The organism is Shewanella sp. cp20, assembly GCF_000832025.1.
In the GTDB taxonomy this organism is placed as follows: Bacteria; Pseudomonadota; Gammaproteobacteria; order Enterobacterales; family Shewanellaceae; genus Shewanella.
Map to the genome: position 1 here is coordinate 119018 of NZ_JPII01000049.1, position 26858 is coordinate 145875.

Annotated in this window: 25 protein-coding genes and 1 pseudogene; 9 read left to right on the forward strand and 17 right to left on the reverse strand. The window is 55.1% G+C overall.

Annotated elements, in window-relative coordinates:
• Positions 1 to 279: 279 nt before the first annotated feature.
• From DB48_RS17765 to DB48_RS17775, 3 genes are read left to right on the forward strand one after another with little or no spacing between them, the layout of a single operon-like run.
• Complete coding sequence (locus DB48_RS17765; protein WP_041511524.1) at positions 280 to 876, forward strand: LysE family translocator; 597 nt, start codon at positions 280 to 282, stop codon at positions 874 to 876.
• A 32-nt stretch (positions 877 to 908) separates the two neighbouring features.
• Positions 909 to 1484, forward strand: a complete 576-nt coding sequence (locus tag DB48_RS17770) for a DUF1415 domain-containing protein (RefSeq protein ID WP_041511525.1) — start codon at positions 909 to 911, stop codon at positions 1482 to 1484.
• A gap of 19 nt (positions 1485 to 1503) precedes the next feature.
• Entirely contained in the window at positions 1504 to 2280 is a 777-nt protein-coding gene (locus DB48_RS17775) for a ribonuclease H1 domain-containing protein (protein ID WP_041511526.1), read from the forward strand.
• 23 nt (positions 2281 to 2303) lie between these two features.
• Here the strand turns inward: DB48_RS17775 and DB48_RS17780 are convergent, their stop codons facing one another.
• Positions 2304 to 3794, reverse strand: coding sequence for a GGDEF domain-containing protein (locus DB48_RS17780; protein WP_041511527.1), 1491 nt, complete (start codon positions 3792 to 3794; stop codon positions 2304 to 2306).
• A 197-nt stretch (positions 3795 to 3991) separates the two neighbouring features.
• Entirely contained in the window at positions 3992 to 4462 is a 471-nt protein-coding gene (locus DB48_RS17785) for an HPP family protein (protein ID WP_041511528.1), read from the reverse strand.
• Positions 4463 to 4559: 97 nt separating this feature from the next.
• On the opposite strand from DB48_RS17785, the gene DB48_RS17790 reads away from it, so the two are divergent.
• The 3 genes from DB48_RS17790 (at position 4560) to DB48_RS17800 (ending at position 7039) form a co-directional block, all read left to right on the forward strand.
• Positions 4560 to 5117, forward strand: a complete 558-nt coding sequence (locus DB48_RS17790; protein ID WP_041511529.1) for a TetR/AcrR family transcriptional regulator — start codon at positions 4560 to 4562, stop codon at positions 5115 to 5117.
• 59 nt (positions 5118 to 5176) lie between these two features.
• Positions 5177 to 5605, forward strand: coding sequence for an LETM1 domain-containing protein (locus DB48_RS17795; protein WP_041511530.1), 429 nt, complete (start codon positions 5177 to 5179; stop codon positions 5603 to 5605).
• A 72-nt stretch (positions 5606 to 5677) separates the two neighbouring features.
• Positions 5678 to 7039 (forward strand): leucyl aminopeptidase family protein, encoded by a 1362-nt coding sequence (locus tag DB48_RS17800; RefSeq protein WP_041511531.1) that lies wholly within the window; start codon positions 5678 to 5680, stop codon positions 7037 to 7039.
• A gap of 106 nt (positions 7040 to 7145) precedes the next feature.
• Here DB48_RS17800 and DB48_RS17805 read toward each other — a convergent pair whose 3' ends face one another.
• The 10 genes and pseudogenes from DB48_RS17805 to DB48_RS17850 all read right to left on the reverse strand — a co-directional run bounded on the left by DB48_RS17805 (position 7146) and on the right by DB48_RS17850 (position 19142).
• Entirely contained in the window at positions 7146 to 8741 is a 1596-nt protein-coding gene (locus tag DB48_RS17805; protein WP_041511532.1) for an ABC-F family ATPase, read from the reverse strand.
• A 214-nt stretch (positions 8742 to 8955) separates the two neighbouring features.
• Complete coding sequence (locus DB48_RS17810; RefSeq protein WP_041511533.1) at positions 8956 to 11007, reverse strand: S9 family peptidase; 2052 nt, start codon at positions 11005 to 11007, stop codon at positions 8956 to 8958.
• 9 nt (positions 11008 to 11016) lie between these two features.
• Complete coding sequence (locus DB48_RS17815) at positions 11017 to 11274, reverse strand: hypothetical protein (RefSeq protein ID WP_041511534.1); 258 nt, start codon at positions 11272 to 11274, stop codon at positions 11017 to 11019.
• A gap of 121 nt (positions 11275 to 11395) precedes the next feature.
• Positions 11396 to 12153 (reverse strand): annotated as a pseudogene (locus tag DB48_RS17820) (SDR family oxidoreductase).
• A gap of 4 nt (positions 12154 to 12157) precedes the next feature.
• On the reverse strand, positions 12158 to 13057 hold the full coding sequence (gene mmsB, locus DB48_RS17825) for a 3-hydroxyisobutyrate dehydrogenase (protein WP_041511535.1): 900 nt from the start codon (positions 13055 to 13057) through the stop codon (positions 12158 to 12160).
• A 35-nt stretch (positions 13058 to 13092) separates the two neighbouring features.
• Positions 13093 to 14223 (reverse strand): enoyl-CoA hydratase/isomerase family protein, encoded by a 1131-nt coding sequence (locus DB48_RS17830; protein ID WP_041511536.1) that lies wholly within the window; start codon positions 14221 to 14223, stop codon positions 13093 to 13095.
• The gene (locus DB48_RS17835; protein WP_041511537.1) at positions 14223 to 14996 is read right to left on the reverse strand and encodes an enoyl-CoA hydratase; all 774 of its coding nucleotides are present in this window, start codon (positions 14994 to 14996) and stop codon (positions 14223 to 14225) included. The genes DB48_RS17830 and DB48_RS17835 overlap by 1 nt, the downstream gene beginning before the upstream one ends.
• 15 nt (positions 14997 to 15011) lie before the next feature.
• Complete coding sequence (locus tag DB48_RS17840) at positions 15012 to 16169, reverse strand: acyl-CoA dehydrogenase family protein (RefSeq protein WP_041511538.1); 1158 nt, start codon at positions 16167 to 16169, stop codon at positions 15012 to 15014.
• Positions 16170 to 16310: 141 nt separating this feature from the next.
• Positions 16311 to 17816, reverse strand: coding sequence for a CoA-acylating methylmalonate-semialdehyde dehydrogenase (locus DB48_RS17845; RefSeq protein WP_041511539.1), 1506 nt, complete (start codon positions 17814 to 17816; stop codon positions 16311 to 16313).
• Positions 17817 to 17951: 135 nt separating this feature from the next.
• Positions 17952 to 19142 (reverse strand): thiolase family protein, encoded by a 1191-nt coding sequence (locus DB48_RS17850; protein ID WP_041511540.1) that lies wholly within the window; start codon positions 19140 to 19142, stop codon positions 17952 to 17954.
• Positions 19143 to 19626: 484 nt separating this feature from the next.
• Here DB48_RS17850 and DB48_RS17855 point away from each other — a divergent pair, with 484 nt between their 5' ends.
• The gene (locus tag DB48_RS17855; protein WP_235375440.1) at positions 19627 to 20853 is read left to right on the forward strand and encodes an alpha/beta hydrolase; all 1227 of its coding nucleotides are present in this window, start codon (positions 19627 to 19629) and stop codon (positions 20851 to 20853) included.
• Between the two features lie 30 nt (positions 20854 to 20883).
• Here the strand turns inward: DB48_RS17855 and DB48_RS19750 are convergent, their stop codons facing one another.
• The 4 genes from DB48_RS19750 to cobB form a co-directional block, all read right to left on the reverse strand.
• A complete protein-coding gene (locus DB48_RS19750; RefSeq protein ID WP_052813855.1) occupies positions 20884 to 21543 on the reverse strand; it encodes a Type 1 glutamine amidotransferase-like domain-containing protein in 660 nt (219 codons plus the stop codon).
• Between the two features lie 47 nt (positions 21544 to 21590).
• A complete protein-coding gene (locus DB48_RS17865) occupies positions 21591 to 21878 on the reverse strand; it encodes an antibiotic biosynthesis monooxygenase family protein (RefSeq protein ID WP_041511541.1) in 288 nt (95 codons plus the stop codon).
• A 40-nt stretch (positions 21879 to 21918) separates the two neighbouring features.
• Positions 21919 to 22338, reverse strand: a complete 420-nt coding sequence (locus DB48_RS17870) for an ATP-binding protein (protein WP_041511618.1) — start codon at positions 22336 to 22338, stop codon at positions 21919 to 21921.
• 191 nt (positions 22339 to 22529) lie between these two features.
• Positions 22530 to 23276 carry a Sir2 family NAD+-dependent deacetylase gene (gene cobB / locus DB48_RS17875; RefSeq protein WP_041511542.1) on the reverse strand — a complete coding sequence of 249 codons (747 nt, stop codon included), beginning with the start codon at positions 23274 to 23276 and terminating at the stop codon, positions 22530 to 22532.
• Between the two features lie 310 nt (positions 23277 to 23586).
• On the opposite strand from cobB, the gene fur reads away from it, so the two are divergent.
• The gene (gene fur / locus DB48_RS17880; RefSeq protein ID WP_041511619.1) at positions 23587 to 24018 is read left to right on the forward strand and encodes a ferric iron uptake transcriptional regulator; all 432 of its coding nucleotides are present in this window, start codon (positions 23587 to 23589) and stop codon (positions 24016 to 24018) included.
• Between the two features lie 376 nt (positions 24019 to 24394).
• Here fur and DB48_RS17885 read toward each other — a convergent pair whose 3' ends face one another.
• Entirely contained in the window at positions 24395 to 24895 is a 501-nt protein-coding gene (locus tag DB48_RS17885) for a GNAT family N-acetyltransferase (RefSeq protein ID WP_041511543.1), read from the reverse strand.
• A gap of 219 nt (positions 24896 to 25114) precedes the next feature.
• Here DB48_RS17885 and DB48_RS17890 point away from each other — a divergent pair, with 219 nt between their 5' ends.
• Entirely contained in the window at positions 25115 to 26788 is a 1674-nt protein-coding gene (locus DB48_RS17890; protein WP_041511544.1) for an FMN-binding glutamate synthase family protein, read from the forward strand.
• Positions 26789 to 26858: the final 70 nt, after the last annotated feature.

Consider the following 26858-nt stretch of genomic DNA (forward strand, 5'->3'; position numbering starts at 1 on the left):
CCTTCTTCGAGGCGTCCTGCCGAGCGATTAGCACATCCTTGTTAACCTAGTGTTAACAATTTATGGCAACACTGTTATATTTTATACAATATATTATTGCAAGTGATCGGCAGGAGATTTACTTTAGCAAAGTGCAAATTACTTAGGAGGTAATCTGAGAAAATCAATTTTTACAGTGAGTTATAACGAAATTGAGATAATGAAAAAAATTTGCTGGTCAGCAGAGACGCCGCCTGAGATCATAGCGATTCGACTCATCACCCGAGAGACACGCCGTTAATGGAACTGGTTTTCGCCATCGCCCTATTTGCCTTCTCCTCTGGCATCACCCCAGGCCCCAACAACATCATGTTGATGACCTCTGGGGTAAACTTTGGCATCCGCCTGAGCCTGCCCCACCTGGCGGGGATCTGCATCGGCTTTCCCTGTATGGTGCTGGCAATTGGACTTGGGCTAAGCGCCGTGTTTCAGACCTATCCCCTGCTGCACCTGGTCATCAAGTATGTCGGCATCGCTTATCTGCTTTATCTGGCGTGGCTGATCGCCAACAGCAGCAGTCGTATGGAGGGGAAACAGACGGCAAAACCGCTCTCTTTTCTGCAGGCCGCAGCCTTTCAATGGGTCAACCCTAAGGGCTGGATCATGGCCGTCGGCGCCATCGCCACCTATACGGTGATGGACAAGCCTCTCACCCCCCAGGTGCTCACCATCGCCAGCGTCTTCCTGAGTGTGGCCCTACCCTGCGCCTTGGTATGGCTGGGCTTTGGCGTAGCGCTCAAGCGACTACTTAAGCATCAACGCCAGCAAAAAGCCTTTAACATCACCATGGCGCTCTTGCTTGTGGCCTCTATCATCCCTATGATCGCTCCTCAATAACACACAGAAGAACCAGATCATACGGAGCAGCCGTGGCAGCGACAGAGTGCAATCACAACGCCGAAGATAGAGGCGTCGCCTTAGCCACCCAGAATTGGGTCGAGAAGGTGATCATGAAATACAATATTTGCCCCTTCGCCCGCCGAGAAGTGGAGCGCAACACCATACGCTACAAGGTGGCAGAGCAGCATCAGCTGGAGGCCGTGTTAAACGAGCTGGTCGACGAATGCCACTACCTCGAGGAGCATCCGCAAACCGAGACCACGCTGTTTATTCTGCCGCGTGGCTTCGAGGGGTTTTATCAGTACCTGGATCTCGTGGATATCGCCGATGCCCTGCTGATCGATCAGGGTTTCGAAGGGGTATTCCAGCTGGCCAGCTTCCACCCCGACTACTGCTTCGAGGGCGAAGAGTCATCCAGCGCCGCCAACTACACCAACCGCGCGCCCTATCCCACCTTGCATATCATACGTGAGGCCAGTATGGAGCGTGCGCTAGCCGACTATGACGATCCCGAGTCGATCCCCGAGCGCAACATCGCCTTCGCCGAACGTAAGGGCGAGGCCTTCTTCGTCAAGCTGCTGCAAAGCTGTAAACAGGTCGATTAATTCAAGGGAAGAGCATCCGATGGCAAGCAAATATTATGTGGTGTGGGCGGGACGCGAGACAGGCATATTCACCAGTTGGCCCCAGACCAAGGCCTTGGTCGACGGCTTTGCCGGCGCGCGCTACAAATCCTTTAAGACACAGGCCGAAGCCGAGGCCGCCTTTAAGGGCGGACAGAGTAAGGCCGGCATTGCAAAATCTGCCTCCTACAAAGCCAGTTCAACAAGAAGTAAGCCAACATCGGGCGCGAGCAGTCAGAAAAGCACGAGCGAACATCCCGACAGCGATATCGATATCTATACCGACGGCGGCTGTGAGCCCAACCCCGGTGAGGCCGGTTCTGGTCTGGCACTCTATCGCCAAGGCGAGTTGGCCGAGCTCTGGTATGGACTCTATCACCCCATGGGCACCAACAACACCGCCGAACTCAACGCCCTGCATCAGGCGCTGTTGATGGCCAAACATTATCTGCAACAAGGGCTCGACGTGCATATTCACAGCGACTCCCAATATGCCATCAAGTGTATCTCTGTGTGGGCCTATGGCTGGAAGGCCAACGGCTGGCGTCGCAAGACGGGGGAGATCGCCAACTTAAGCGTGATCCAGGAGGCCCACGCGCTTTACGATAGCTTAAAGGCCAAGCTGAAACTCAGTCATGTGGCGGCCCATGTAGGCATAGAGGGGAATGAGCTGGCCGATCGCATGTCTATCTACACCCTAGAAACCAAGCAAGCCCAATTCTGTCGCTACCAGGAGCCGCTGGATATCCCAGCCCTGCTGGCACTGCGCGCCGGGTAGACACCTTGCTCTAAGTGGTCGTTTTAAATCACGACCACACAGTCACGGCCACTCTCCTTGGCGCGATAGAGTGCCTGATCGGCGTGATTAAACAGGCACTCCTTGTTATCGTCGCGGCAATAGACAGACACCCCGGCGCTTAAGGTAATGGCAACGGGGAAGTCGCTCTCTAGGCTGCGACGTTTCACCTCTTCTCTGAGCTTATCGGCAAAGTGCAAGGCGCCGTCTCTGTCTGTGTCTTCCAGGATGATCACAAACTCCTCGCCGCCCCAGCGGCCGACAAAGTCCGTCTTACGCACGGCGTCGCTGAAGATCTTGGCCACTCGCTGCAACACATCGTCCCCCACCAGGTGACCATGTTTATCATTGACCGATTTGAAGTGATCGATATCGAAGATACACACGGCGAGCGGGGTCTGCTGACGATTGCTGCGACTGACGGCCGCCGACAGCTGGCGGTTGATGGCACGCCGATTGGCGACCTTAGTGAGTGGGTCGGTATTGGCCTGGGACTTATATTGCATCTCGTCGCTGAGATCTTTGATCACTACTATGCTGTGCTTCTCATCCCCCACCCCATAGGTGGCGATGGAGATGCTGGCGGGAAACACGTCGCCATTGAGCTTCTTGCCGTAGAAGATGGTGTTGCGCTGAGACATGGGCTGTACCCTGTCGGACTTTTGAAACTCCAGGCGCAGCTTCTTATGTTTCTCCTTAGTGCCGCTAGGCACCAAGTCATCCACATTAATCCTGTTCAGCGCCCGCTTGGAGAAACCAAATAGGCGCATGGTCTCGCGATTGGCTGAGATGATGGTGCCGTGCTCATCGACCGAAAAGATGGCGTTAGGCGCGCAGCTAAAGATCACCTCGAGATCCTTAAGCTTGATCGCCAGTCGTTTGTTGACATAACGAATAAAACTGAACACCAGGATGCTCACCAACACTAAGGCACAGAGGATCACCAGCAGCATCTGATTCACCCTCTGGTGGGCGCTGTCGGCATGGGCAAAAAGCTGATTCGGGCGCTGGGCATGGCTGGCGAGTATGGTCTCTATCGCCGCTATCGCCGGGGCATCGTCGACCCTGACCACGGCGTCGATCGCCTCCGCCGACTGCTTTTCCTCCAGCATATGCCTCAGACGCGCCAGGTTGTTACGGTACTGGCTCACCACAGACTGTATGGCTCTTACCTCGGCCTCATGCTCAGGCGAGTGTTGCAGGTACTTTTGCAGCGAGTCTAACCCGACTTCAATCTCGGTTTCGGCCCTTCTCAGGTAACTTAAGTCCCGGCGGATCACCGCATTCTTAAAGTCATGAATAAAGCCGCCATAACCCAAGGCCACCATGGCGTCATTGAAATAGGCGGTCTTTTCCAGGGCCTCATAGGTATGGCGTTTCCAATCCTGCTGAGACTGATTGATGCTGGCCATCAGAATATAGAAGGCCGCCACAAGAAAGACGACATACAAGATGGCCAGACTAAAGATTTTGAACGGCTTAAATGGGTGACGCATTCACTCTTCATCCTTTTTGCCAAGCAACCCGCGCTGACACGCTCATCCCTAACGAGCCTGGGTACACTCAGCCCCACCCAAGCTCGACGTCAGGCCCGAACCACTCACTGCTCACGAATGAAAAGTATAGTCTATACCAATCTAGCCTACTGAAATTACGCACAAAAGTTGTAACAAGTAGGATTCGTAGGAAAAAACTAGTCCAGTGCCGCACGCTGTTGCCGTTCGAGACGCTTGTGCATCAGGGCGATGAGCTTACCCACAGCCACGATAATCAAGGCGCCGGATAACACGGGCGAGATCAGAAAATCCCAGTCCTGACCCGTTAACATCACTAGCAGCGGCGTGGCACCTGCCGGAGGATGAGTCGTCTTGGTCAGCAGCATGCCACTGACCGCCAGCCCTGCCGCCAGCGCCAGGGTCAGCGGGGTCACGCCGACGAAATGGACGAAATAGAGGCCGATGGCGCAGGTCAACAGGTGACCGAAAATCACATTCTTCGGCTGAGCCAGGGGGCTGTCCGGCACCCCAAACACCAATACCGCGGTGGCGCCGAAGGGCACCATGAGCAACACAATCTCCGACTGCAAGGTTTCCGCGAAGGATAATAGCCCTATGGCTAAGGCGGCGCCCAGGCCGGAGATTAACGCAAATGCCAGTTTATTCATCTTGATCTCTTTACTCCCTGATGTAGACAAGTCTGTCTACCCGCAAGAGTAGACAACTTGGTCTACCAATGTCAAGATATAAAAAAGCGAGGAAAAAATGACAGATAAGAGACAACTGCTAATCGACACCGCCCTCAGCCTCTTTACCGAGCGGGGCATCAATCTGGTGGGGATCAACGAGGTGCTTAAGGTATCCGGGGTCGCCAAGAAGACCCTGTACCATCACTTCAGCAGTAAGGAAGCCTTGATCGTGGCGGTACTGGAGACACGCCACCAGATCTTCATCCACTGGCTGGAGGAGCGATTGGCACAGGCGCAGGACGATCTTAGCCTGATCGACGCGCTGTTTAGCGCACTGGATGACTGGTTCAACGACCGGGTGCCGGAACTGAGCCAGTTTCACGGCTGCCTGTTTATCAACTCGGCCATCGAATGTGGCGACTGTCGCTGCCAGGTGTCACGCTTCGCCAAGTTTCACAAACAGGCCGTCAGAGAGTTGATTGAGCAACGTCTTAGCCAGCCAAATGAGTCCCTGGTGGATCTGATCTGCCTGATGAAAGAAGGCGCCATCGTCTCTGCCATGGTGAGCCAGGACAAGGCCGCCGCCCTTCGCAGCCAGGCCCTCTTGAAACGACTGGTGCCCTCCCTTATTTAAGCGTAAAAGTGCGTCAGGAAAAGATAGGTCTTAAGCTGGGCTTGTGAGACAATCGCGCCATGAAAATTTATCGTAAATTACACAAGGCCCCCTTCAGGGTGCTGCGCATCAGTCGCCGCCGCTTCGGTCTGCGTTTAAAACGTGACATGTTGGTGCTTAAAGATGCCCTGGCCCAGGAGAAACAGGAGACCAAGGATATGCTGGTCGCCTATGGCCGCTACACCCGCAAGCAGGCCAGCAAGGAAGAGCTGCGACTGGCCAACCAGCAACTGGCAGACCTCATCAAGGGCCTGGGCCTTGGGGTGTTTGCCGTGCTGCCCTTTGCCCCCATCACCATCCCCGTGGTCGTCAAACTGGGTAAGCTGGTCGGCGTCGAGGTACTCCCCAGCTCCTTTAACAATCTCTCCGAGCGCAAGGCCCAGCTGAGCCGCGAAGCCCAGGCCAACAAGCGTGCCCTGGAGGCTGTCGAAAAAGCCAGCAACGAATAAGGCGCCGCTTTCACCGACAGGGGCTAACATGCTAGTCTAAGTTGAATTTTGACCTCAACAAGATGATGCCCAATGACTCAATTACTCCTCTCTGGTTCCGAAGGGATCCCACTGACGCTGCTGGCGGCAAGTGACTACAACGACTGGCTAAACAGCCAGGAAAAACCGGTACAAAACTGGCTTTCAAGCACCCAATATCAAGGCAAAGGCCTGAGCCTGATCCCAGGCAGTGACGGCGCCCTCAGTCAGGTGCTATTTGTCACCGAGAACAAAGACTCCCACTGGATGTGCGGCGACCTGGTCAACGAGCTACCTGCGGGCCAGTACCTGCTCGACAGCGACGGCCAGACCTGTAAGCTGGCGGCCTTTAGCTGGGCCATGGGCGCCTACAAGTTCGATCGCTACAAGGCTAACGAAAAGGTTTACCCTCAACTGGTGCTGCGCGATGCCGAGCTGGTTGAGCAGACACTTAAGATGGTGCGCTCGGTCGCTATCGTGCGCGATCTGGTCAACACCCCTGCCGCCGACATGATGCCCCAGCACCTGGGCGAAACCATGGAGTCACTGGCGGCCGAGTTTGGCGCCAAGGTCACCCAAATCGTCGGCGACGACCTGCTGACCCACAACTACCCCACTATCCACATGGTTGGCCGCGCCAGCCATAACGCGCCGCGCCTCATCGACCTTACCTGGGGTGATGAAGATGCCCCTAAGGTGACTCTGGTCGGTAAAGGGGTCTGTTTCGACTCGGGCGGCCTGGACCTTAAACCAGGTGCCGGCATGCGCCTGATGAAGAAAGATATGGGCGGCGCCGCACATGTTATCGGTCTGGCCCATCAGATCATGGCCGCCAAGCTGCCGGTACGTCTGCGTGTATTGGTGCCTGCGGTAGAAAACGCCGTCTCGGCGAACGCCTTCCGTCCTGGCGATGTGATCACCACCCGCAAGGGCCTCACGGTTGAGATCGACAATACTGACGCCGAAGGCCGTCTGGTGCTGTGTGATGCCCTGGCCGAGGCCAACAGCGACAAGCCAGAGCTGCTGATCGATTTTGCCACCCTGACAGGTGCCATGCGTATCGCCCTGGGCACTGAACTGCCTGGCTTCTTCAGCAACGACGACGAAGTCGCCGCAGGCATCACCGCCTCAGGCCTGAACGTTGAAGATCCTGTATGGCGCATGCCGCTGCACAAGCCCTATTTCGAGCTGACCGGCAGCGATATCGCCGATCTAGCCAACTGCGGCAAGGTGCCTTTTGGCGGTGCCATCACGGCGGCGCTTTATCTGGAAGCCTTCGTCGATGAGGAGATCAGCTGGACCCATTTCGACGTCATGGCCTGGAACACCCGCAAGCTACCGGGTCGCCCTATCGGCGGTGAGGCCTTCGGCATCCGCGCCGTGTTCGACTACCTGGCAGAGCGCTTCGGCAAGTAACGTCCACTCTAGTCGCGCTCTAGTCGCACTCTCAGTGACTAGAGTGAGATCAAAAAAGCCCGAGCTATGACTCGGGCTTTTTATTTAGAAACATCTAACGGCGTTATTACTCTTCGACGCCCTTGCTGCGCAGGAACTCATCATAGCTTCCCTTGAAGTCGTTCACGCCCTGAGGGGTGATCTCTATGATACGAGTCGCCAGTGAAGACACGAAGGCGCGGTCATGACTGACAAAGATCAGCGTACCCTGGTACATCTCGAGCGCATTGTTCAGTGACTCGATCGACTCCATATCCAAGTGGTTGGTTGGCTCGTCCATCACCAGAATGTTTGGCTTTTGCATGATCAGCTTACCAAACAGCATACGACCCTTCTCACCACCCGAGAGCACGCGTACCGACTTCTTGATGTCGTCGGCGCTAAACAGCATACGACCGAGGTAGCCACGCACGCTCTGATCGTCATCTTCCGGTTTACGCCACTGACTCATCCACTCAAACAGTGTCATGTCGTTTTCGAAATCGGCTTCGTGATCCTGAGCATAGTAACCAATGGACGAGTTTTCAGACCATTGAATGGTACCTGTGTCCTGAGGGATATCGTGGATCAGGGTACGCAGCATGGTGGTCTTACCCACACCGTTTTCACCCAGCACGGCGATACGCTCGCCCACTTCGGCGATCAGGTTAAAATCTTTAAACAGCGGGCCTTCGTCATATCCCTTAGAGAGATCCTCAACCACCAAGGCGTTACGGAAGAGTTTCTTCTCTTGCTCGAAACGGATGAAGGGGTTAACACGGCTAGAGGCCTTAACCTCATCAAGCTTGATCTTCTCAATCTGCTTGGCACGAGAGGTCGCCTGTTTCGCCTTAGAGGCGTTAGCCGAGAAGCGCGCCACGAAGCCCTGTAGCTCGGCGATCTGCGCCTTCTTCTTGGCGTTGTCAGACAACAGACGCTCACGGGCCTGGGTCGCCGCCGTCATATATTCATCATAGTTACCCGGATAGATGCGCAGCTCACCATAGTCGAGATCCGCCATATGGGTACACACAGAGTTGAGGAAGTATCTGTCGTGCGAGATGATGATCATTGTGCTGTTACGCTGGTTAAGCATCTCTTGCAGCCAGCGGATGGTGTCGATATCCAGGTTGTTGGTCGGTTCGTCGAGCAGCAGCACATCGGGATCGCTAAACAGCGCCTGAGCCAGCAGCACACGCAGCTTGAAACCAGGGGCAATTTCGCTCATCAGGCCGAAGTGTTGCTCAAGTGGAATACCCACACCCAGTAGCAGTTCACCGGCGCGGCTTTCGGCGGTGTAACCGTCCATCTCGGCGAACTCCATCTCAAGCTCGGCCACCTTGATACCATCTTCTTCGCTCATCTCAGGTAGCGAATAGATGCGGTCACGCTCTTGCTTCACCTTCCACAGCTCGGTATGACCCATGATCACGGTATCGACCACGTTAAACTCTTCGTAACCAAACTGGTTCTGACTCAGCTTACCCAGGCGCTCGTTCACATCCAGAGAGACGTTGCCCGATGTTGGCTCGAGTTCGCCGCCAAGGATCTTCATGAAGGTTGATTTACCACAACCGTTGGCACCGATGAGGCCGTAGCGGTTACCGCCACCAAATTTTACTGAGATGTTTTCAAACAGCGGCTTAGAGCCAAACTGCATGGTGATGTTAGCTGTCGTGATCAATGTGAAATTCCGAAAATAGTAGTTAAGCGAAGTGACGCCTGTTTGAGTCTAGTACCCAGCCTCAACAAACACCCTATCGGCTGCCGATGACAAGCTGATGAAAAACTGCGCTAAAGGGATATTTTAAAGCGCGCTACTATAGCCACTTTGGGGCATTTTATCAACTTAAGCGGGCGATTTTCCGCCGCTAACATGGGTAAAAACGGCGGTGCTCTTATTGCGCCAGGGCAGATGCGTTGTCTATGGCTAATCGGGTCTGTTCATCGGCGGGCATAAAGCCAAACACCTGACTGTAGAACGATAATTCTGCGTTGAGCGCGGCGATACGATTCAAGGGTTTCTTCACCCCATGGCCCTCATCGTCAAACTCCAGATAGGCCACAGGCACGCCGCGCCCCTTGAGGGAGGTGTAGATGGCCTCTGACTGACTCGCCGGCACGATAGGGTCTTTCGCGCCCTGCACCAGTAGCAGCGGCGCCTTGAGGTCGTCCAGGTGATATAGGGGCGAGCGCTGGCGATACAGAGGAGAGTTGGGCGTTAGCTCGCCCACCAGATGATGCAAGTAACCCTGCTCAAACTTATGGGTTTCTCTCTCCAGCGCCTCGAGATCGCTGATCCCCGAATAGACCACGCCGGCCTTAAAGGTCTGGTAGAAGGCCAGTGCCGACAGCACGCTGAAACCGCCGGCGCTCATGCCGCGAATGGCCACCTTGTCGGCATCGACCCAGCCCCTGTCGGTCAAATATTCGGCCGACTCGATGGCATCTTCCACCTCTGCCCGGCCCCACAAACCATAGAGACTCTGACGATAGGCCCGGCCAAAACCCGAGCTGCCGCGATAATTGACATCCAGCACGGCAAAGCCACGACTGGTCCAAAATTGAATGTCGCGGCGAAAACTCAGGCTGGCCTGCCAGGTCGGGCCGCCGTGCAGCATGACGATCAAGGGCGGACGCTGGTCGTTTGGCGCAATATACTCTGGATTCATGGGACCATAAAAGTAGCCATAGACGGGCAGCCCACTGATGTCGGAGATAAACTGAATCGGCTCGGCGCGGGAGATATAGCGGGGATCCAGCGCCGTGACTTTAGGCGCATACACCAGCTCGACGCCCCGGCCGCGAATGCGATAGATCCCCTTCTCCGGCGTTGTCTTACTGCCGATGAAATAGATGCCGTCCGGCCCCTTGACCAGCTGTTTCACCTCGGCAAACTCGGCGGCGATCGACTCTGTGACCCCAAGTTTCATATAGAAGCGCAGCAAATCAGTCTTACCTTCATGCTGTACGCTGACGATCAGTTGATCCTCTGTCTCAAATGCATAGCTGTGATTACCCAGCTGCCAGTCAGGCTTGGCAAACTCCCCCGCCAGCTCGAGCACTGCTTCGGCCTTGCCCTCGGGCGTTATCCGATAGAGGTTCCACCAGTTATTGAAATCGGCCACCACAAAGAGCTCGCCACTTGGGCTGTAAACAGGCTGAGTGATCGCGCCTTGCAAATCGTTCAGCAGTCGTCTCGGCTGCGTGATGCCACCCTTGGGGTCGAGATCGGCCACCCAAAGCTCGGTATTGTCCCAAGGCATATTGGGCTGCTGCCAGCTGATCCAGGCCAGCTGACGATTATCCGGTGAGACCCGCGGCGCGGCGTAAAAGTCGCTGCCGCTGACCAGTGTCTCGCCTTCATTTTCAAAATTGAGGTTTAAGGCCACTATGCTGGCGGTGGGCTCGCCCGTCTTGCGGTGATCTTCGCGCACACAGATAATCCGTGAGCCCTTAGGGTAAGAGACACAATCGGCGTGGCGAGTATTAATAGGGGTTAAGACCACAGGCGCCTGGTTGGGGGCGATACGGTATAGGCGCTGATCGTCGCGTTTCACCGCAAACAGCGTGCTGCCGATGGCCAGCATAGGCGCGCCACCATACTCATGCACCCGGCTCTTTACATCGAATTCGGGATTGATGATGCGCGTCACTTCCCCCTCTGGAGTAAGCTTATTGACCCCCACCTTACCGCCGTGACTGGCGTCGGTCTGGGTGAAATAGAGGCCGCCCTCTATGGGTCGCAGCACGCCAAAGCTGTCTGAGGGGGCGTAGACCTGTTTGGCCGAGAGCACTGAATGCCAGCTGCCGTAGTCGGCGATAAGCCTGCCGCTACGCTTATCACGAGGCAGCTCGGGAGTCTCCACCCGAAAAAGATGCATAGCAAGCATGACGGCCACCGCCACCATTACCAGCACCAGAATCAGGTATTTGAACCGCCGCGTCATAAACTTAGTTCACTTGAATTTACGCCAAAAGAATAACTTACGTCGCAACCACAAAAGCGTGAGCCTCTGCTTCTCTGTGCTCAGGCCAAAGTAGATGCACAGCCAGGGGGAGATCAGAATATACCAGGGTAAGAAACTGGCCGAAGACTGAGTAACCAGCAGAAAGAAGAAGCCCGCGTAGATCACCATCACCCCAAGGACACCCACAATCAACATCAGCGTCTTGGTTGCTTGTTCAAACCATATCATCTTTCTTTTCTTACTCATAAGGTTAGATTACATCAAGTGGCGCACCTTCGCACATTGCACTTTCCCACAATGATTAGGGATAGGCGCCACCATAAAAAAACGGGCACTGGGCCCGTTTTGCACTGGGATAAGCCAGCGATTAGATGCGGATACCGCCGTCGATCTCGAACACACGACCGTTGACATAGTCGTTTTCGATGATGAACTTAACGGTAGAGGCGATTTCGCTTGCCTGGCCCAGACGTCCAACCGGTACCATCTTCTCAAGACGCTCTAGCGCCTCAGGCTTCATGGCCGCCGTCATCTCTGTCTCGATCACACCCGGCGCAACCGCTGCACTACGAATGTTGTAGCGCGCCAGCTCCTTCGCCCAGCCCACAGACATGGCTGCAACGCCCGCCTTAGAGGCCGCGTAGTTGGTCTGGCCGATATTGCCCGCCTTCGCCAGGCTAGAGATGTTGACGATCACACCTTGCTGCTTCGAGGTGATCATGGCCGCCGCCGCTTCACGACCGCAGAGGAATGAACCCGTCAGGTTAACATTGATCACCGCCTGGAACTGCGCCAGCGACATACGATCTGTTACCTCACCCTCTTTGGCCTTCACCAACATGCCGTCGAGCAGGATACCCGCGTTGTTAACCAGCACGTTGACCTGGCCGAAATCTTCGAGGATGTAACCGAACCCCGCTACCACATCTTCTTCATCTGTGATATCGAAGGCGTAGCCTTGTACCTCGGTGGTATCGCCGATATCGGCACAGCGCGCTCTAACTTCTCCTGATCCACATCGATAAGCGCCAACTTGGCACCCGCAGCGGCAAGTTCTTGTGCCATCGCAAAACCTAAACCACCGGCACCACCTGTGATGACTACAACCTTATCTTTTAAATCCATCAACTTACCCTTTTTTATTAAACTGCTCAAAAATACTGGAGAAATCACGCTTACCATTTCCCTGACGGGCATGATTCACGTACAGGCTACGGGCCAAGGCGCCCATCGGGGTGCTCGAATTAGAAAGCAGGGCCGCCTCCTGAGACAGACCTAAGTCTTTCACCATGAGATCAACCATGAATCCACCCTGGTAACCATTTGATGATGGCACGTTTTCCATCACATCTGGACAAGGATTATATTTATCTAGCGTCCAATTACCACCACTACTGACCTTCATGATCTCAGAAAGCACCTTAGGGTCCAGTCCATGGTCTATCCCCATCTGGATTGACTCGCTGGTGCCTACCATGAGTACAGACAGCAGCATGTTGTTACAGATCTTGGCCACCTGACCGGCACCCGGGCCGCCGGCATGGAAGATATTGGCGCCCATCACGTTAAGCACGCCCTGGGCCTGCTCGAAGGCGGCATCGCTGCCGCCACAGATAAAGGTCAGGGTGCCGGCCGCCGCACCCGCAGTGCCGCCCGATACCGGCGCATCGATAAATTCGAGTCCCTTGGCCTTGGCCTGCTCGGCGACGAAACGTGCACTCTCGGCGTCTATGGTAGAACAATCGATAAGCAGGGTGCCATCGGCCACTACGTCGATGATCCCCTTATTCTGCTCGTCTCCCAGATAGAGACTGCGCACATGCTTGCCCGCAGGCAACATGGTGATCACCACATCGGCCGCAGCCGCTGCTGCGCAGGCGCTGGGTGCCTGCATGGCGCCCTGCTCGACCACATGGTTCAGGGCCGCCTGAGAAAGATCGAAGGCCTTGACCGTATAGCCAGCCTTCACCAGGTTGACCGCCATAGGGCCACCCATGTTACCTAATCCGATAAATGCAACTGTATTCATGTTTTGCTCCTTTTCCTCAGGCTTTGCCTGAAAAATTATTGGCCTAAGGTGCGCAGTGGATCGTTTTGCGGATCCCATGGCGAGGTCATCAGTGACTTGACCATCTCTTGAGGCACCGCCTCGACGGTCTCATATAACCAGTTTGGCTGACGGTCTTTGTCGATAAGCAGCGCTCTAACCCCTTCGGCGAAATCGCCAATAGCGCAGCAGTTACAGCTTAATCCCAACTCCAGTTGGAACACCTGGCTCAGACTCAGCTCAGTCGCCAGCAGCGACTGCTGATACACCAGGTGCAGACTCAGCGGGCTGCCGGCCAGCATGGTGCTGAGGGCGCGCGCCAGCCAAGGCTCGGCATCTTCTACCGCCTTCACTCTGGTCATGATATCGTTAAGCTCACCCGCCATCAGGGCATCGATCTCGCCTTGATGCTGCTCGAGAATACTCTCGCCCATAGGCTCGGCGCAGCGGCTCGACATCGCCTCCAGCAGGGCGTTTAGCTTGCCGTGGTTGGCGCAGACATCGCTCTCCCAGTCGACGCTGGACAGCGCGTCAAACAGGGGCTGCTTGTCGGCCGAGTTGAGGTAATGATTGCCCAGGCCCACGTAGAAGGCGTCGGCGCCATCCATGTTGTAGGCGGTCATGCCCAAGAAACGCCCCATATGGCCCGGCATACGGTTGAGGAAATAGCTACCACCCACGTCGGGATAGAGGCCTATGGTTACCTCTGGCATGGCGATACGAGAACGCTCGGTCACTACGCGGTGGCTGGCACCAGCCATCAGGCCCAGACCGCCACCCATGACGATGCCGTCGCCCCATACCAAGACTGGCTTGTCGAAGGTATGCAGCAGATGATCGAGGAAATACTCTCGAGTAAAGAAGTCCTGGGTCACCTCAGGGATCTCGCCCGGCAACTCACGGGCCGCCTGATAGAGGGCGCGTACATCACCACCGGCGCAGAAGGCCTTCTCGCCCGCACCGTCCAGCACCACCATGGCGATGGCGTCATCGTCGGCCCAGGCGGTCAGCTGAGTAGTCAGCGCACGGACCATATCCATGTTGAGGGCGTTGAGCGCCTTCTCCATGTTGAGGGTCGCAACGCCCACCAGCTTGCCCGAGAGGGTACCTAAGGTCTGAAAGACCACACAATTTGTCTGTTCAGTCATTAGCGATTCTTCCAGTTTGCTTTGCGCTTCTCCAGGAAGGCGTTAACCCCTTCGGCTTGATCTTCTGTGTCGAACAGACCGACAAACAGCTCACGCTCCAGTGGCAAGGCCTGGGTGCGCGGCATGGCGCGGCCAGATTGGATCAGCTGCTTACATACTGTCACGCTGCTTGGGCTCTGATTAGCCACCTTCTCGGCCAGCGCCATGGCGGCATCTAAGGCTTGACCCTTTTCGACCACCTCTTCGATAAGCCCTATGCTGAGCGCCTTGTCGGCGTTCACCCGCTCGCCGCACAAGATCATGCGCTTGGCCCAGCCCTCACCGACCATGGCGGTGAGGTTTTGGGTGCCGCCGGCACAAGGCAGCAGGCCAACAGTGGCTTCAGGCAGCGCCATCACGGCCTGCGCCTCGGCGATGCGGATATCACAGGCCAGTGCGACTTCCAGGCCACCGCCCATGGCATAACCATTAATAGCCGCGATAGAGACGCCGCGAAATGCGCTCAGCGCCTCGAAGGCCTCGCCAAAATGTTTTGCCATGGTGGCCGCGTTACCCTTGTCACCGTCGGCAAACAGCTTGAGATCGGCGCCGGCGCTGAAAAACTTCTCGCCTTCCCCTGTCAGTACCAGGGCATAGATCTCCTTGTTGGCGTTAAGCTCGGTCACCTTCTGCTTGAGTAGCGCCAGGCTATCGGCCGTCCAAGTATTGGCCGGTGGGTTGTTCATGGTCAGTACGGCGGTATGGCCGATGATCTGTTCAACTATCGCTGTCATCTTTGTTCTCCCTGACTATAAGATTGGGCTGGCGTTTTCGTCGAGTAGACGGCGGGCGATGATGAGACGCATGATCTCATTGGTGCCCTCTAGGATCTGGTGGACGCGCACGTCGCGGAAGTGACGCTCAAGCGGGTATTCGCGGATATAGCCATAGCCACCGTGTAGCTGCAGCGCGCTGTCACACACGTTAAAGCCCACGTCGGTGGCAAAGCGTTTCGCCATGGCGCAGTAAGCGGTCGCCTCTGGATCGCCAGAGTCAAGTTTGAAGGCGGCCAGACGCACCATCTGACGGGCGGCCACCAGCTCGGTTGCCATATCGGCCAGCTTAAATTGCAGCGCCTGGAAGGCGGCAATCGGCTTACCAAACTGCTGACGCTCGTTCATATATTGCTGGGCACGCTCCAACGCCGCCTGGGCGGTACCGACCGAGCAGGTCGCGATGTTGATACGACCGCCATCTAGCCCCTTCATGGCGAAGGTAAAGCCCTGGCCCTCTTCACCCAAAAGGTTAGTCACTGGCACGCGCACCTTGTCGAAGGTGATCTCGCGAGTCGGCTGGGCGTTCCAGCCCATCTTGTCTTCCGCCTTACCGTAGCTGATGCCCTCGGCATCGGCTGGAATAGCAATCGCCGAGATCCCCTTAGGGCCGGCGTCGCCTGTGCGGCACATGACGACCAATAGCTCGGTAGAGCCTGCACCCGAGATAAACATCTTGGCGCCTGAGATCACATATTCGTCGCCTTCGCGTATCGCCTTGGTCTTGAGTGATGCCGCATCGCTACCCGCACCCGCCTCGGTCAAGCAGTATGAGGCCAGCTTGTTACCTGTGGTCAGCGCCTCAGACCACTCATCGCGCAGTGTCTGAGAACCAAAGCTGGTCACCATCCAGGTGGCCATGTTGTGAATCGTCAGCATGGCGGTGGTGGCGGTACAGCCCATGGCGAGCTGCTCGAAAATAATGGAAGAGTCCAGACGCGACAGGCCCATGCCCCCTTCCGACTCGGGCGAGTAGAGTGAGCAGAAGCCCAGCTCACCGGCCTTTTGAATCACGTCTTTGGGAAAATGATGTTCTTCGTCCCACTTGGCGGCAAAGGGTGCCAGCTCTTCCTGGGCAAATTGGGTAGCCAGTTCGGCAAACTGACGTTGGTCGTCATTCAGATTAAAATCCATCTGATCTCTCCTTTCGCGCCTTTGTATTTGCCTTAGTCGGCTTATTTATGGCGGCGCGTTAACTTGTTGTAGGCTAGTAATGATAAAAGCGATTCGGCCCCGGCCTTATCGCTTTTACCTTGCAAGGTCTCTTGCTATCCCTTATTTCAGGGCAATGGTCATGTTAGGCGCATGGTGCTCCGCCTCGACGATATCTGTCTCGAACCAACGAGCGGTGATCGTCTTGGTTTCTGTATAGAAACGCACCGCCTGCTTACCGTAGGCGTGTTGATCGCCATAGAAGCTGCCCTTCCAACCGGTGAACGAGAAGAAAGGCAGTGGCACAGGAATAGGCACGTTGATCCCCACCTGACCCACTTCGATGTTGTGTTGGTACTTACGGGCCGCGGCGCCGCAAGCGGTAAAGATTGAGGTGCCGTTACCGTATGGGCTGGCATTGACGACCTCGATAGCCTCCTCAAGCGTCTCGGCTTCCATACAGCACAGTACAGGGCCGAAGATCTCTTCCTTGTAGATGCTCATGTCGGTAGTCACATTGGTAAACATGGTTGGGCCAACCCAGTTGCCGTTTTCAAAGCCTTCGACGGTAAAATCGCTACCGTCTAGCAGACACTCGGCGCCCTCTTCCTTACCCTGGGCGATCAGCTTAAGCACGCGCTCCTTGGCCGCCGGGCTAATAACCGGACCATAGGCCGCATCTTTATCGTCCCACACGCCGGGTCTAACCTTGGCGATGGCATCACGCAGCTCTGGGATCCACTTCTTGGCTTCACCGACAAATACCGCTACCGACAGCGCCATACAGCGCTGACCGGCCGCACCCACAGAGGCGCCTACTAGGTTGTTGATCACCTGCTGCTTGTTGGCGTCAGGCATGATGACACAGTGGTTCTTGGCACCGGCGAAGGCCTGTACCCGCTTGAGGTTGTCGGTACCTGTCTTATAGATGTACTGACCCACACCCACAGAGCCGACGAAAGAGATCGCCTTGATATCCTGATGGCTCAGCAGCACGTCTACCGCCGTCTTGTCACCATGCACCAGCTGCAACACGCCCTTAGGCGCGCCAGCCTCTTCGAACAGCTCAACCAGACGCTGCGGCGTCATAGGATCTTGCTCAGACGGCTTAAGTACGAAGGTGTTACCACAGGCGATAGCCAGCGGGAACATCCACAGCGGGATCATCGCAGGGAAGTTAAAAGGGGTAATACCGGCGCATACACCCAGGGGCTGAGTGTAGCTATAGGTATCTATGCTGCGGGCAACGTTTTCAACAGTTTCACCCATGATCAGGCTGGCGATATTACAGGCATGCTCGGCCACCTCGATACCGCGCCATACATCGCCCTTGGCATCTTCGAACGTCTTACCGGTTTCCTGAGCCAGGATGGTGGCGATCTCATCATGATACGCCTTGAGCAGGTGCTGGTAGCGGAACATCACACGCGCACGCTCAGACACAGGCACCTCTTTCCAGGTAGCAAAGGCTTGCTTGGCGCTGGCGATGGCGGTTTCAACCTCTTCGACCGTGGCGGCGTTGATGGTGGCAATCACCTCGTTGTTTGCCGGGTTGGTGACAGAGATCTGTTGCTGGCCGCTACCTAAGATAAACTGACCGTCGATGTAATGTTTTACTTGAGTTGTCATATCGCTTTCCTAAATACGTCTAACAGGCCTGGGCGAATGCCGCTGCCTGATGATCTGCTATGTAAGTGACAGCAAAAAACTCACATAATCATGGGTGAATGCATGGGCTCGCGGTAGCGAGCCCAAAAAACGGGATTAAACTTCGATTGCCATGGCAGTGGCTTCGCCGCCACCGATACAGAGCGAGGCCACGCCGCGTTTAAGGCCTCTGGCCTTCAGGGCATGGATGAGGGTGACCAGCACACGGGCACCTGAGCAGCCGATGGGGTGACCCAGGGCGCAGGCGCCGCCGTTGACGTTGACCTTGGTCTCGTCTAGGCCCAGCTCAGAGATAGCCAGCATGGTGACCATGGCGAAGGCTTCGTTGATCTCAAACAGATCCACCTCGTCTTTCGACCAGTTCACCTTATCCAGTAGCTTGTTCATGGCGCCGACCGGGGCTGTGGTGAACATCGAAGGCTCTTGTGAATGTGTGGTGTGCCCCTTGATGGTGGCCAGCACCTCCAGGCCACGCTTGCTGGCCTCTTTGGCGCTCATCAGCATCAATACCGCCGCGCCATCTGAGATAGAGCTAGAGTTAGCGGCCGTGATGGTGCCATCTTTGGCAAAAGCGGGACGCAGGCTGGGGATCTTCTCGGGTCTGGCGTTGCCAGGCTGTTCGTCGGTATCCACCACGAGATCGCCTTTGCGGCTTGCCACGGTAACAGGCACTATCTCGTCCTTAAAGGCGCCAGATTCGATGGCCGCGTTGGCTTTTTGCAGCGAGCCGAGGGCAAAGTTATCCATCGCCTCTCGGGTAATACCGAAATCATCGGCCGTCTTCTGGGCGAAGGTGCCCATGGCGCCGCCCGTGTAGGCATCTTCGAGGCCATCTAAGAACATGTGATCCAGCACCTTGCCGTGACCCATACGCATGCCGCCGCGAGCCTTATCCAGCAGGTAAGGCGCCTGGCTCATGCTCTCCATGCCACCGGCAATCACTATCTCGGCGCTGCCGGCCTTAATCAAATCATGGGCCATCATGACGGTCTTCATGCCTGAACCGCACACCTTGTTGACCGTTGTGGCGCCAACAGACAAAGGAAGATCCGCACCTAAGGTTGCCTGACGCGCAGGGGCCTGACCCAGGCCTGCCGGCAATACGCAGCCCATCAAGACTTCATTAACCTCATCGCCCTGAACACCCGCTTGAGTCATCAATCCCTTGATCGCCGTGGCGGCGAGTGTCGGTGACGGCACGCTGGAAAGGGCTCCCTGGAATCCGCCCATAGGGGTGCGTTTTGCCGCGACAATCACGATTTCTTGGTTAGTTTGCTCTGTACTCATCTTCCGCTCCATTCAAGGTACTTATGCGCTCACATCACACGACTCCCCCAGGGAAGCGTGGTCATGTTCAAATAATATCACTCTGACGTTTACGCGAACGTAAAGCAAGCATTAACTGGTCGAATTTCACTAACTTTAGTCTAATGTCTTGTCAGGCTGTATTTACAGCGTGGAGACAAGATGCTGTTTTTCGCCAGCCCTGCCGTCACGAACTCGCCGATGCGAATAATAAGAAAACAGGACTAAAACAAATAAAAACAATGATTAACTAAGATTAAGGCAGGGGTGGATCATTTTTTAGCAAGACATATCCGACCAAATTTTGGTAGAAATAGGGTTAAAAATATAAGGCCCTAGCAGTTTTACATGGACGAGACACACAATGACACACAATACCGCTTCTGCCCCTGGGAGATGTTTCTCTCTTTGCCTCTCCCTTTGCTTCTCCCTTTGCCTCTCACTTAGCATCACCCTATTACTAAGCTTGAACCAGGCATGGGCCGCGTCGCCTGTAAAGAAATCACCATCATCTGCAGATGCGCATAGCGGCGCCAAGCCCATCATCGCGGGACATGAGTTCAGCCATGACTCGAGTCAGTTTAAGGCGCCGAGACGCTACATGGTCTCTCTGCCCGAGGGCTATTATGGCAACGCGCGGCGCTACCCTGTGCTCTATGTGGTGGATGCCGATTTTCAGTTTCAGCATGTCTCGGCATTAGCACTGCATCTGGCACGCATGGGCAAGCTAGCCCCCATGATAGTGGTGGGTATCGCCAATCAAGGCCAGGGAGACTACCTCTACAGCACCACCTGGAAGAGTGACGAAGGCGAGGCCTTCGGCGGCGCAGACATCTTCTACCGTTATCTGACCACAGAGCTGGTGCCCACCATAGACGGTCAGTTCCGCACCAACCCCCATAAGGCGCTGGCGGGCTACTCCATGGGCGGCCTATTTACTCTCTATGCCATGACACAAGCAAACAGCCCCTTCGATGCCTATCTGGCCATGAGCCCGAGCGTTTGGTATGACAAGATGAGTTATATCGAGCGACTCGATGAGCGGCTCAAGCAAGGTGCGATAACGGCGCCACTCTTTCTGACCTTAGCCAACGAGCAAGAGATGGGCGTGGATGAACTGGTAAGCGCACTCAAAGGCTATGACGAGCAAAAGATCCACTGGCAATTTAAGCACTACCCCGACGAGAACCATTTCACCACCGCCCTGCCGGCTCTCTATGACGGCCTGCTATTCTTATCCCCCGACTATGGGTTGGATGGCGGTGAGATGCTGGCTCTTGGCGACTACCGCGCAGTACTGGATGATTTTGCCAAGCGCAAGGCTAACTGGGCCGGCTTTCATATCGAATGGCTACAGGCCTACCAATTTGCCAAGTATCTATTCTGGTCCAAGCAGCTCGATAGACTCGATGAGGTTTTACAGGCGGTAAAGGCCGAGTTTCCCGACTCGCTCACCATGGTGACGGTTCAGGTGGCCAAGGGCTTTAACATCAAGGGGCAAGCCGAAAAGGCCAAGGCCACGCTCGATAGCGTGGCCAAACAGGGAGAGGCCTCGCCCTACTGGCACAGAGAGATGAGCCTCTACTATCAAGGCATGGGGGACGAGGCGAATGCCAAGCGCCATCAGGACAAAGCCTTAGCACTCGCCGAGGAGTATCGGCTCAACACCTGGGAACTTTGGGAGCTGCAGTAGCGCGCCGATCCGCCGATAGCCTAGCTTTTGCTAGGCGAGTGCCATTAAGCTCACACCGTCGAACAGCAGTGGCTGCCCGAAACCGCGCAGCCCTGTCTTGGTGGCGATGACGGCATCCTCATCGCTACACAGAATCAAGGGATACTCGGCCAGCGTCGATGCCTCCAGTAGGCTGGCGGCCTGCACGCTAAGCGCTACCCCGCCATCGCTGAGGTCGCTATGGGGCAGGAATTGATAAGGAAGCAAGGCTAAAGCCCGCAAGTCGCTCAGCCCCAGATGATTCACATCACCGCACAGGGACGCACAGGCGATAGTCGGCGTCATCAGCATGGCCCCGGCGCTAAGACCAATTAAGATCCCGCCGCGATTAAGATAGGCCTTAAACGACTCCATCAGGCCGCGCGCCTGCAGCTGAGCTAAAAATTGAAAGGTATCGCCACCGGCGAGGTGGATAGCCTGGCAACTCAGCAGTGTAACCAGCCCCGCCGGCGTATAGCCCTGCTCCAGATCCAGATAGTGACGCAGGCTCATCCCCAATTCGGCGTATTGTTTCTGAGTCGCACCGTAGTAACTTAGCTCTGGTTCATGGCCTGAGGCCAAATAGCCCAGACTGGCGCCTTCGCCGAGCACTTCTGTTATCGCGGCCTGACTTGCTGCGCCGCTAAGATCGCTGATCAATACCAGTGTCACCTGACTTCTCCTTGTAAGTTGTTTGCCTTCCCAGCGCGACTTCTAGGTTAGCCCCGATATTGACGCTTTATCTCGACCACCTCGACCTGATAACGCTCATACCAGGTGCTGCGGCCGAGTTGTTGGGCGATTTGATGTTCGCTGTCTTGTTTCCAGGCCAAAATGTCGGCCTCATTTTGCCAATAGGAGATGGCGATCTCCTGCTCCCCTTCGGTCACGGCGACAAAATCGACGCAATGATATTTATCCATCGCCAACTGACGCATCTTGGCGGCCATCTCTGAATATCTGGCATCTAACTTGGCCACCTTGGCCCGAAATATCACGGCGAACATCTTGCTCCCTCAATGGATTAAAAATAGAAGATTGCAGCCATCACAGCTGTTGGAATTGACTCGCCATCGTCTGGATCTGCCTGAGCCCCAGACCATGTTGATTACGCTCGGCGCACAGTGCTTGATGAGCCTTATCGAGAGGATCACCAATCAACAAGATGCGCACCTGGTAACCCATCGCCTTGGCGGCGGCATCGTAGGCCATAAACTCCCAATGGGCCATGTTGGTGTTATCGCAGATCACCACAGGTTCACGGCGAGACAATGCCTGAATGAATCCGCTGAGATTAAGCTGATGATATTCAGACAGCTTACTGGCGTCGAAACGGTACTCACCCTCGCAGATAAAACGATCGTCGGTAGAGAAGTAGCCGCGACGGCGAATCGCCTCGCCATCGCTATGGCTGGCAAGGAAGGCGTTGACCCAATGGCTCTTGCCGCTGCCCGGCAGTCCCCGCATGATGATGGCCAGTGGGCGGTCAGGACCCTCTTCGCCCCTTATCGCTTCTTGTGTCTGCACTTCTTGTGTCTGCACTTCTTGTGTCTGAGCTTTTGGTGCCTTCTCTTCAGGAGCCTTATCTTCAGGTGTTTGCGCAGCTCCTATCTGCGACATCTCCCCAGCTGGACTCGCCTCTGTGATCACGCGATGACTCACGCCTTGGAGATGCCCGGTAAGGGCTGATCGCTTATCACCTCGCCTGCGAGGATCTGCTCCACCAGTTGTGGCACTATCTCGCTGGCCTTACCCTGCAGATGATACTGAAACTGGCTGTGGCGATCGGCTGGCATCAGGTTAACCTCAACCGTCTGGGCACCATGATGATTGGCGGTATCGACAAAGCCGGCGGCGGGATAGACGGTGCCCGAGGTGCCGATGGCGATAAAGAGATCGCAGGTATCCAGCGCATGCTGTATCCGATCTAAGCCGATAGGCATCTCGCCAAACCAGACCACGTGGGGGCGCAGGCGCTGGGCGGGTATACAACAAGTACAGGTGTGGTTGACGCCAAAGTGATCGGTCAACAGAAAGGTTTGGTGAGAACGTGGGCAACGCCCCTTAGTCAACTCACCATGCATGTGCAGCAGGCGACGCGAGCCGGCGCGTTCATGGAGATCGTCGATATTTTGCGTCACCACCAACAGCTGACCGTCGAACTCCTGCTCTAGCCTCGCCAGCGCCTTATGGGCGGCGTTGGGTTCAATTTCACCATTATGGAGCTGCTGCCAGCGCTCGTTATAGAATCGCTCCACCATTTCGGGATCGCGGGCATAGCCTTCAGGCGTCGCCACGTCTTCAATTTTGTGCTCTTCCCAGAGCCCATCTTGATCCCTAAAGGTTCTCAAACCAGATTCTGCTGAGATCCCTGCCCCAGTTAACACTACGATCTGCCGATACATCCCTCTTCCTTATTTTTATGCTTATGCGGGCGGCTGGCACCCACAGGATACAGGTTAACCAGATTTCATCCTGCCTGATAAGTCGCCGTTGGGCTATTAGGCATTAGTCTCAATAACATTACAAAAAGTACGCGTTAAATTCAGCCTAAATCACACAGGTAGGGCCAATTTAGAACAAATTTCTGCCGATGCGAACAATATGCAAGATCAAAGGTTTAAGTTTTCAATTTCACCCCCTATAATGGTTCTCAACATCAACTACTGAACCACTATTGGCATTGCTAATGGTTCTTCAATCCAGAGATTAATGATGACAGATGGAAATCAAGCGCTAAAGAAAGCGGGATTAAAGGTCACCTTACCACGAGTCAAGATCCTCGAGCTGATGCAGGAGCCCGAAAACCAGCATATCAGTGCAGAAGAACTATATAAGAAACTGCTCGATATTGGCGAAGAGATTGGGCTGGCAACGGTTTACCGTGTACTGAACCAGTTCGACGACGCGGGTATCGTTACCCGTCACCACTTCGAAAGCGGCAAGGCGGTGTTTGAACTCTCCTCTACCCATCATCATGATCACCTTGTGTGCCTCTCTTGCGGTAAAGTAATTGAGTTTTCTGATGAAGTGATCGAGAGACGCCAAGACGAGATCGCCATGAAGCACAACATCAAGCTGACCAATCACAGCCTGTACCTCTACGGTGTCTGCACCAACGATGAGTGCGACCACGGCGACGAATAATCCGCTAGGGCCTGTTTATCTTTCGCGTTCATTTTTTGCAGCATTCTGTATCGATTTTATACAAGGCAGAGCGATTGTAATGTAGTGTGCTACATCAATGAGCGATAACGCAGTAGAAAAATGATACAGACGCTGCCCGCAGGGTTCGTCTTGAGCACGTTCAACGCTTTGTTACTCGGCTTTTATATAGAATCACTATACTTCAAGCCTCATGCCGCGATTTGAACGTGCTCAATTAGAACAAAAATTGTTCTCAAAAGGTCAACAGGCCCTAGCGATTAAACACTAAAAAACCAGCGTTATGCTGGTTTTTTTGTTGCTGACGCTGGTTTTTGAAACTGTTATCAGGCTCGGGCAAATGCCTGATAAATCCGTTTTATAACACCTTATGAAACACGTTCACCTTATGGCCCATGAACTTACTGCGTTCACGCTCAGTCATACCCAGCTTTCGCGCCACCCCTTCGGAGCCTTTGTTGCCAAGTAGAATAAGCGCTATCGCCTCATCGATGCCGTGCTCCTTAAAACGTGACAGCGCCGCCTGCCCGGCCTCGCTACCTATCCCCTTGCCCCAATATTCAGGCAAGTAGCGATAACCCAGCTCCACCTCATCAAATTCTTTAATGTAAGTCGGGCCACAGAAACCTATTACCTTGTTATCGGCCTTATGCTCCACCGCCCAGCGGCCAAAGCCACGCTCACGATAATTTTTGAGCAACACGTTTTCAAGAATATCCTCTGCCTGCGAGCGACAGGTCATGGGCGCGCCAGGAATATAGGTCAGCACCTCAGGAATGCTATTGAGCAAGAATAGGCTCTCCACATCCTTGGCCTCGAATCGACGTAATATCAGCCTCTCTGTTTCCGCGATGAACACAACTTACTCCTTTTTTCTCCCATCCAGCTCACCAATATACCCACTACAGGGTAGATTAGAAAGTATTAATCTAAGCTTTTGTCGACACAGCTTTACACTAAGCCCGCTTAAAATAAGCAAAATTCATCAATCACCTACGTCATGGCCGATTGCCAAAGCCGCCGCAATAACGTTCAATAGATGGATAAATGATAAGTGTCTGCAATACAGGAATGCGTTATGACAATCATGCAAAAGGTCTTTTGGCTTATCGCCACCCTAGGCAATGGCGCCGGGCTCTATTTCTATCTCAATGACGGCGGCATGGGCGCGGCCATTTTTCTGGGCTTTACCCTGCTCTACACCTTAGTCGGCGCCTATGATCTGTTTTATAGCTCGCACACGCTTAACCGCCTCTACCCTGTGGTTGCCTATCTGCGCTATTTTCTCGAGTCTTACCGGGTTGAGATACAGCAGTATTTTATCGCCAGTGATACTGAGGAGGCTCCCTTTAACCGCGAGCAGCGATCACTCGTCTATCAGCGAGCCAAGAATGTCCGCGATACCATCGCCTTCGGTACCCAAAGGGATCTGTTAGAGGAGAACTACCTCAGCCTATGGCACTCGCTGTCACCGAAACATATCGACGAGCAAGCCAAGCGGGTGCGTATCGGCGGGCCAGATTGCACCCAGCCCTATGACGCCTCCTACTTTAATATCTCGGCCATGAGCTTTGGCTCCCTCAGCGCCAATGCCATCGAGGCACTCAACCTGGGCGCCAAGAAGGCGGGTTGCTATCACAACACGGGCGAAGGCGGGGCCAGTCCCTATCACCTCAAACATGGCGGCGATCTGGTATGGCAGATAGGCTCTGGCCTGTTTGGCTGTCGTGATGATGAGGGTAACTTTAATCCGGACAGCTTCGAGAAGATGGCCAAGCGTCCCCAGGTCAAGATGATAGAGATAAAACTCAGCCAGGGGGCTAAACCCGGCCATGGCGGCGTGCTACCCAAGGCGAAGATCACCCCGGAGATCGCCATGATCCGCCATATCCCCATGGACAGAGACTGTGTCTCCCCGGCGGTTAACCCTGAGTGCACCACGCCCATCGCCCTGCTTAACTTCGTCAAACGCCTGCGGGAACTCAGTGGCGGCAAGCCTGTGGGCTTCAAGCTCTGTATCGGTAATCCGGCGGAGTTTCTCGCCATCTGTAAGGCGATGCTAAAGACAGGCATCACGCCAGATTTCATCACCATAGATGGCGCCGAGGGTGGCACCGGGGCGGCGCCGGTAGAGTTCAGCAACCGTCTGGGCATGATGTGCCTCGAAGGGGTCTACTTTGCCAATAATGCCCTGGTTGGCGTGGGGCTGAGACACAAGATAGCCCTTATCGCCTCGGGCAAGACGGCCTCCAGCTTCGATCTGCTGACCAAGATTGCCATGGGCGCAGACTTAGTCAACGCCGCCCGCACCATGATGCTGTCTCTGGGCTGTATTCAGTCGAGACATTGCAACACCAACATGTGCCCCACGGGCATCGCCACCCAAGATCCGGCCCGCTCCAAGGCACTGGATGTCAAGGTGAAGAGTGAGCGGGTAAAGAACTTCCACCACAACACTCTAAAAGCCTTCTATGAACTGGTGGGCAGCATGGGACTGGATAACCCCAACAAGCTAAAGCCGAGGATGATCAAACGCCGCTCTCCCTATGGACTGCTCATCTCCACCGGCAGCCTGGTGGCTCCCCTCACCCACAACGCCATCATAGAAGAGAAGCTGCAAGGCACCGCCTGGGCGTCATGGTGGCAGCAGTGCACCGCCGAAGACTTCTACTGCGAGGACACCTATATCCTGACCCCGGCCGAGTTCGGCCTCTCTCGCCGCAGAGACAACACACTCAAAGACAGGGCTTGAGCGATATTTTTACGGCGATCAAAAAAGGCGCCCTAGGGCGCCTTTTTTTAATGCTTACCGACTCGCTTGA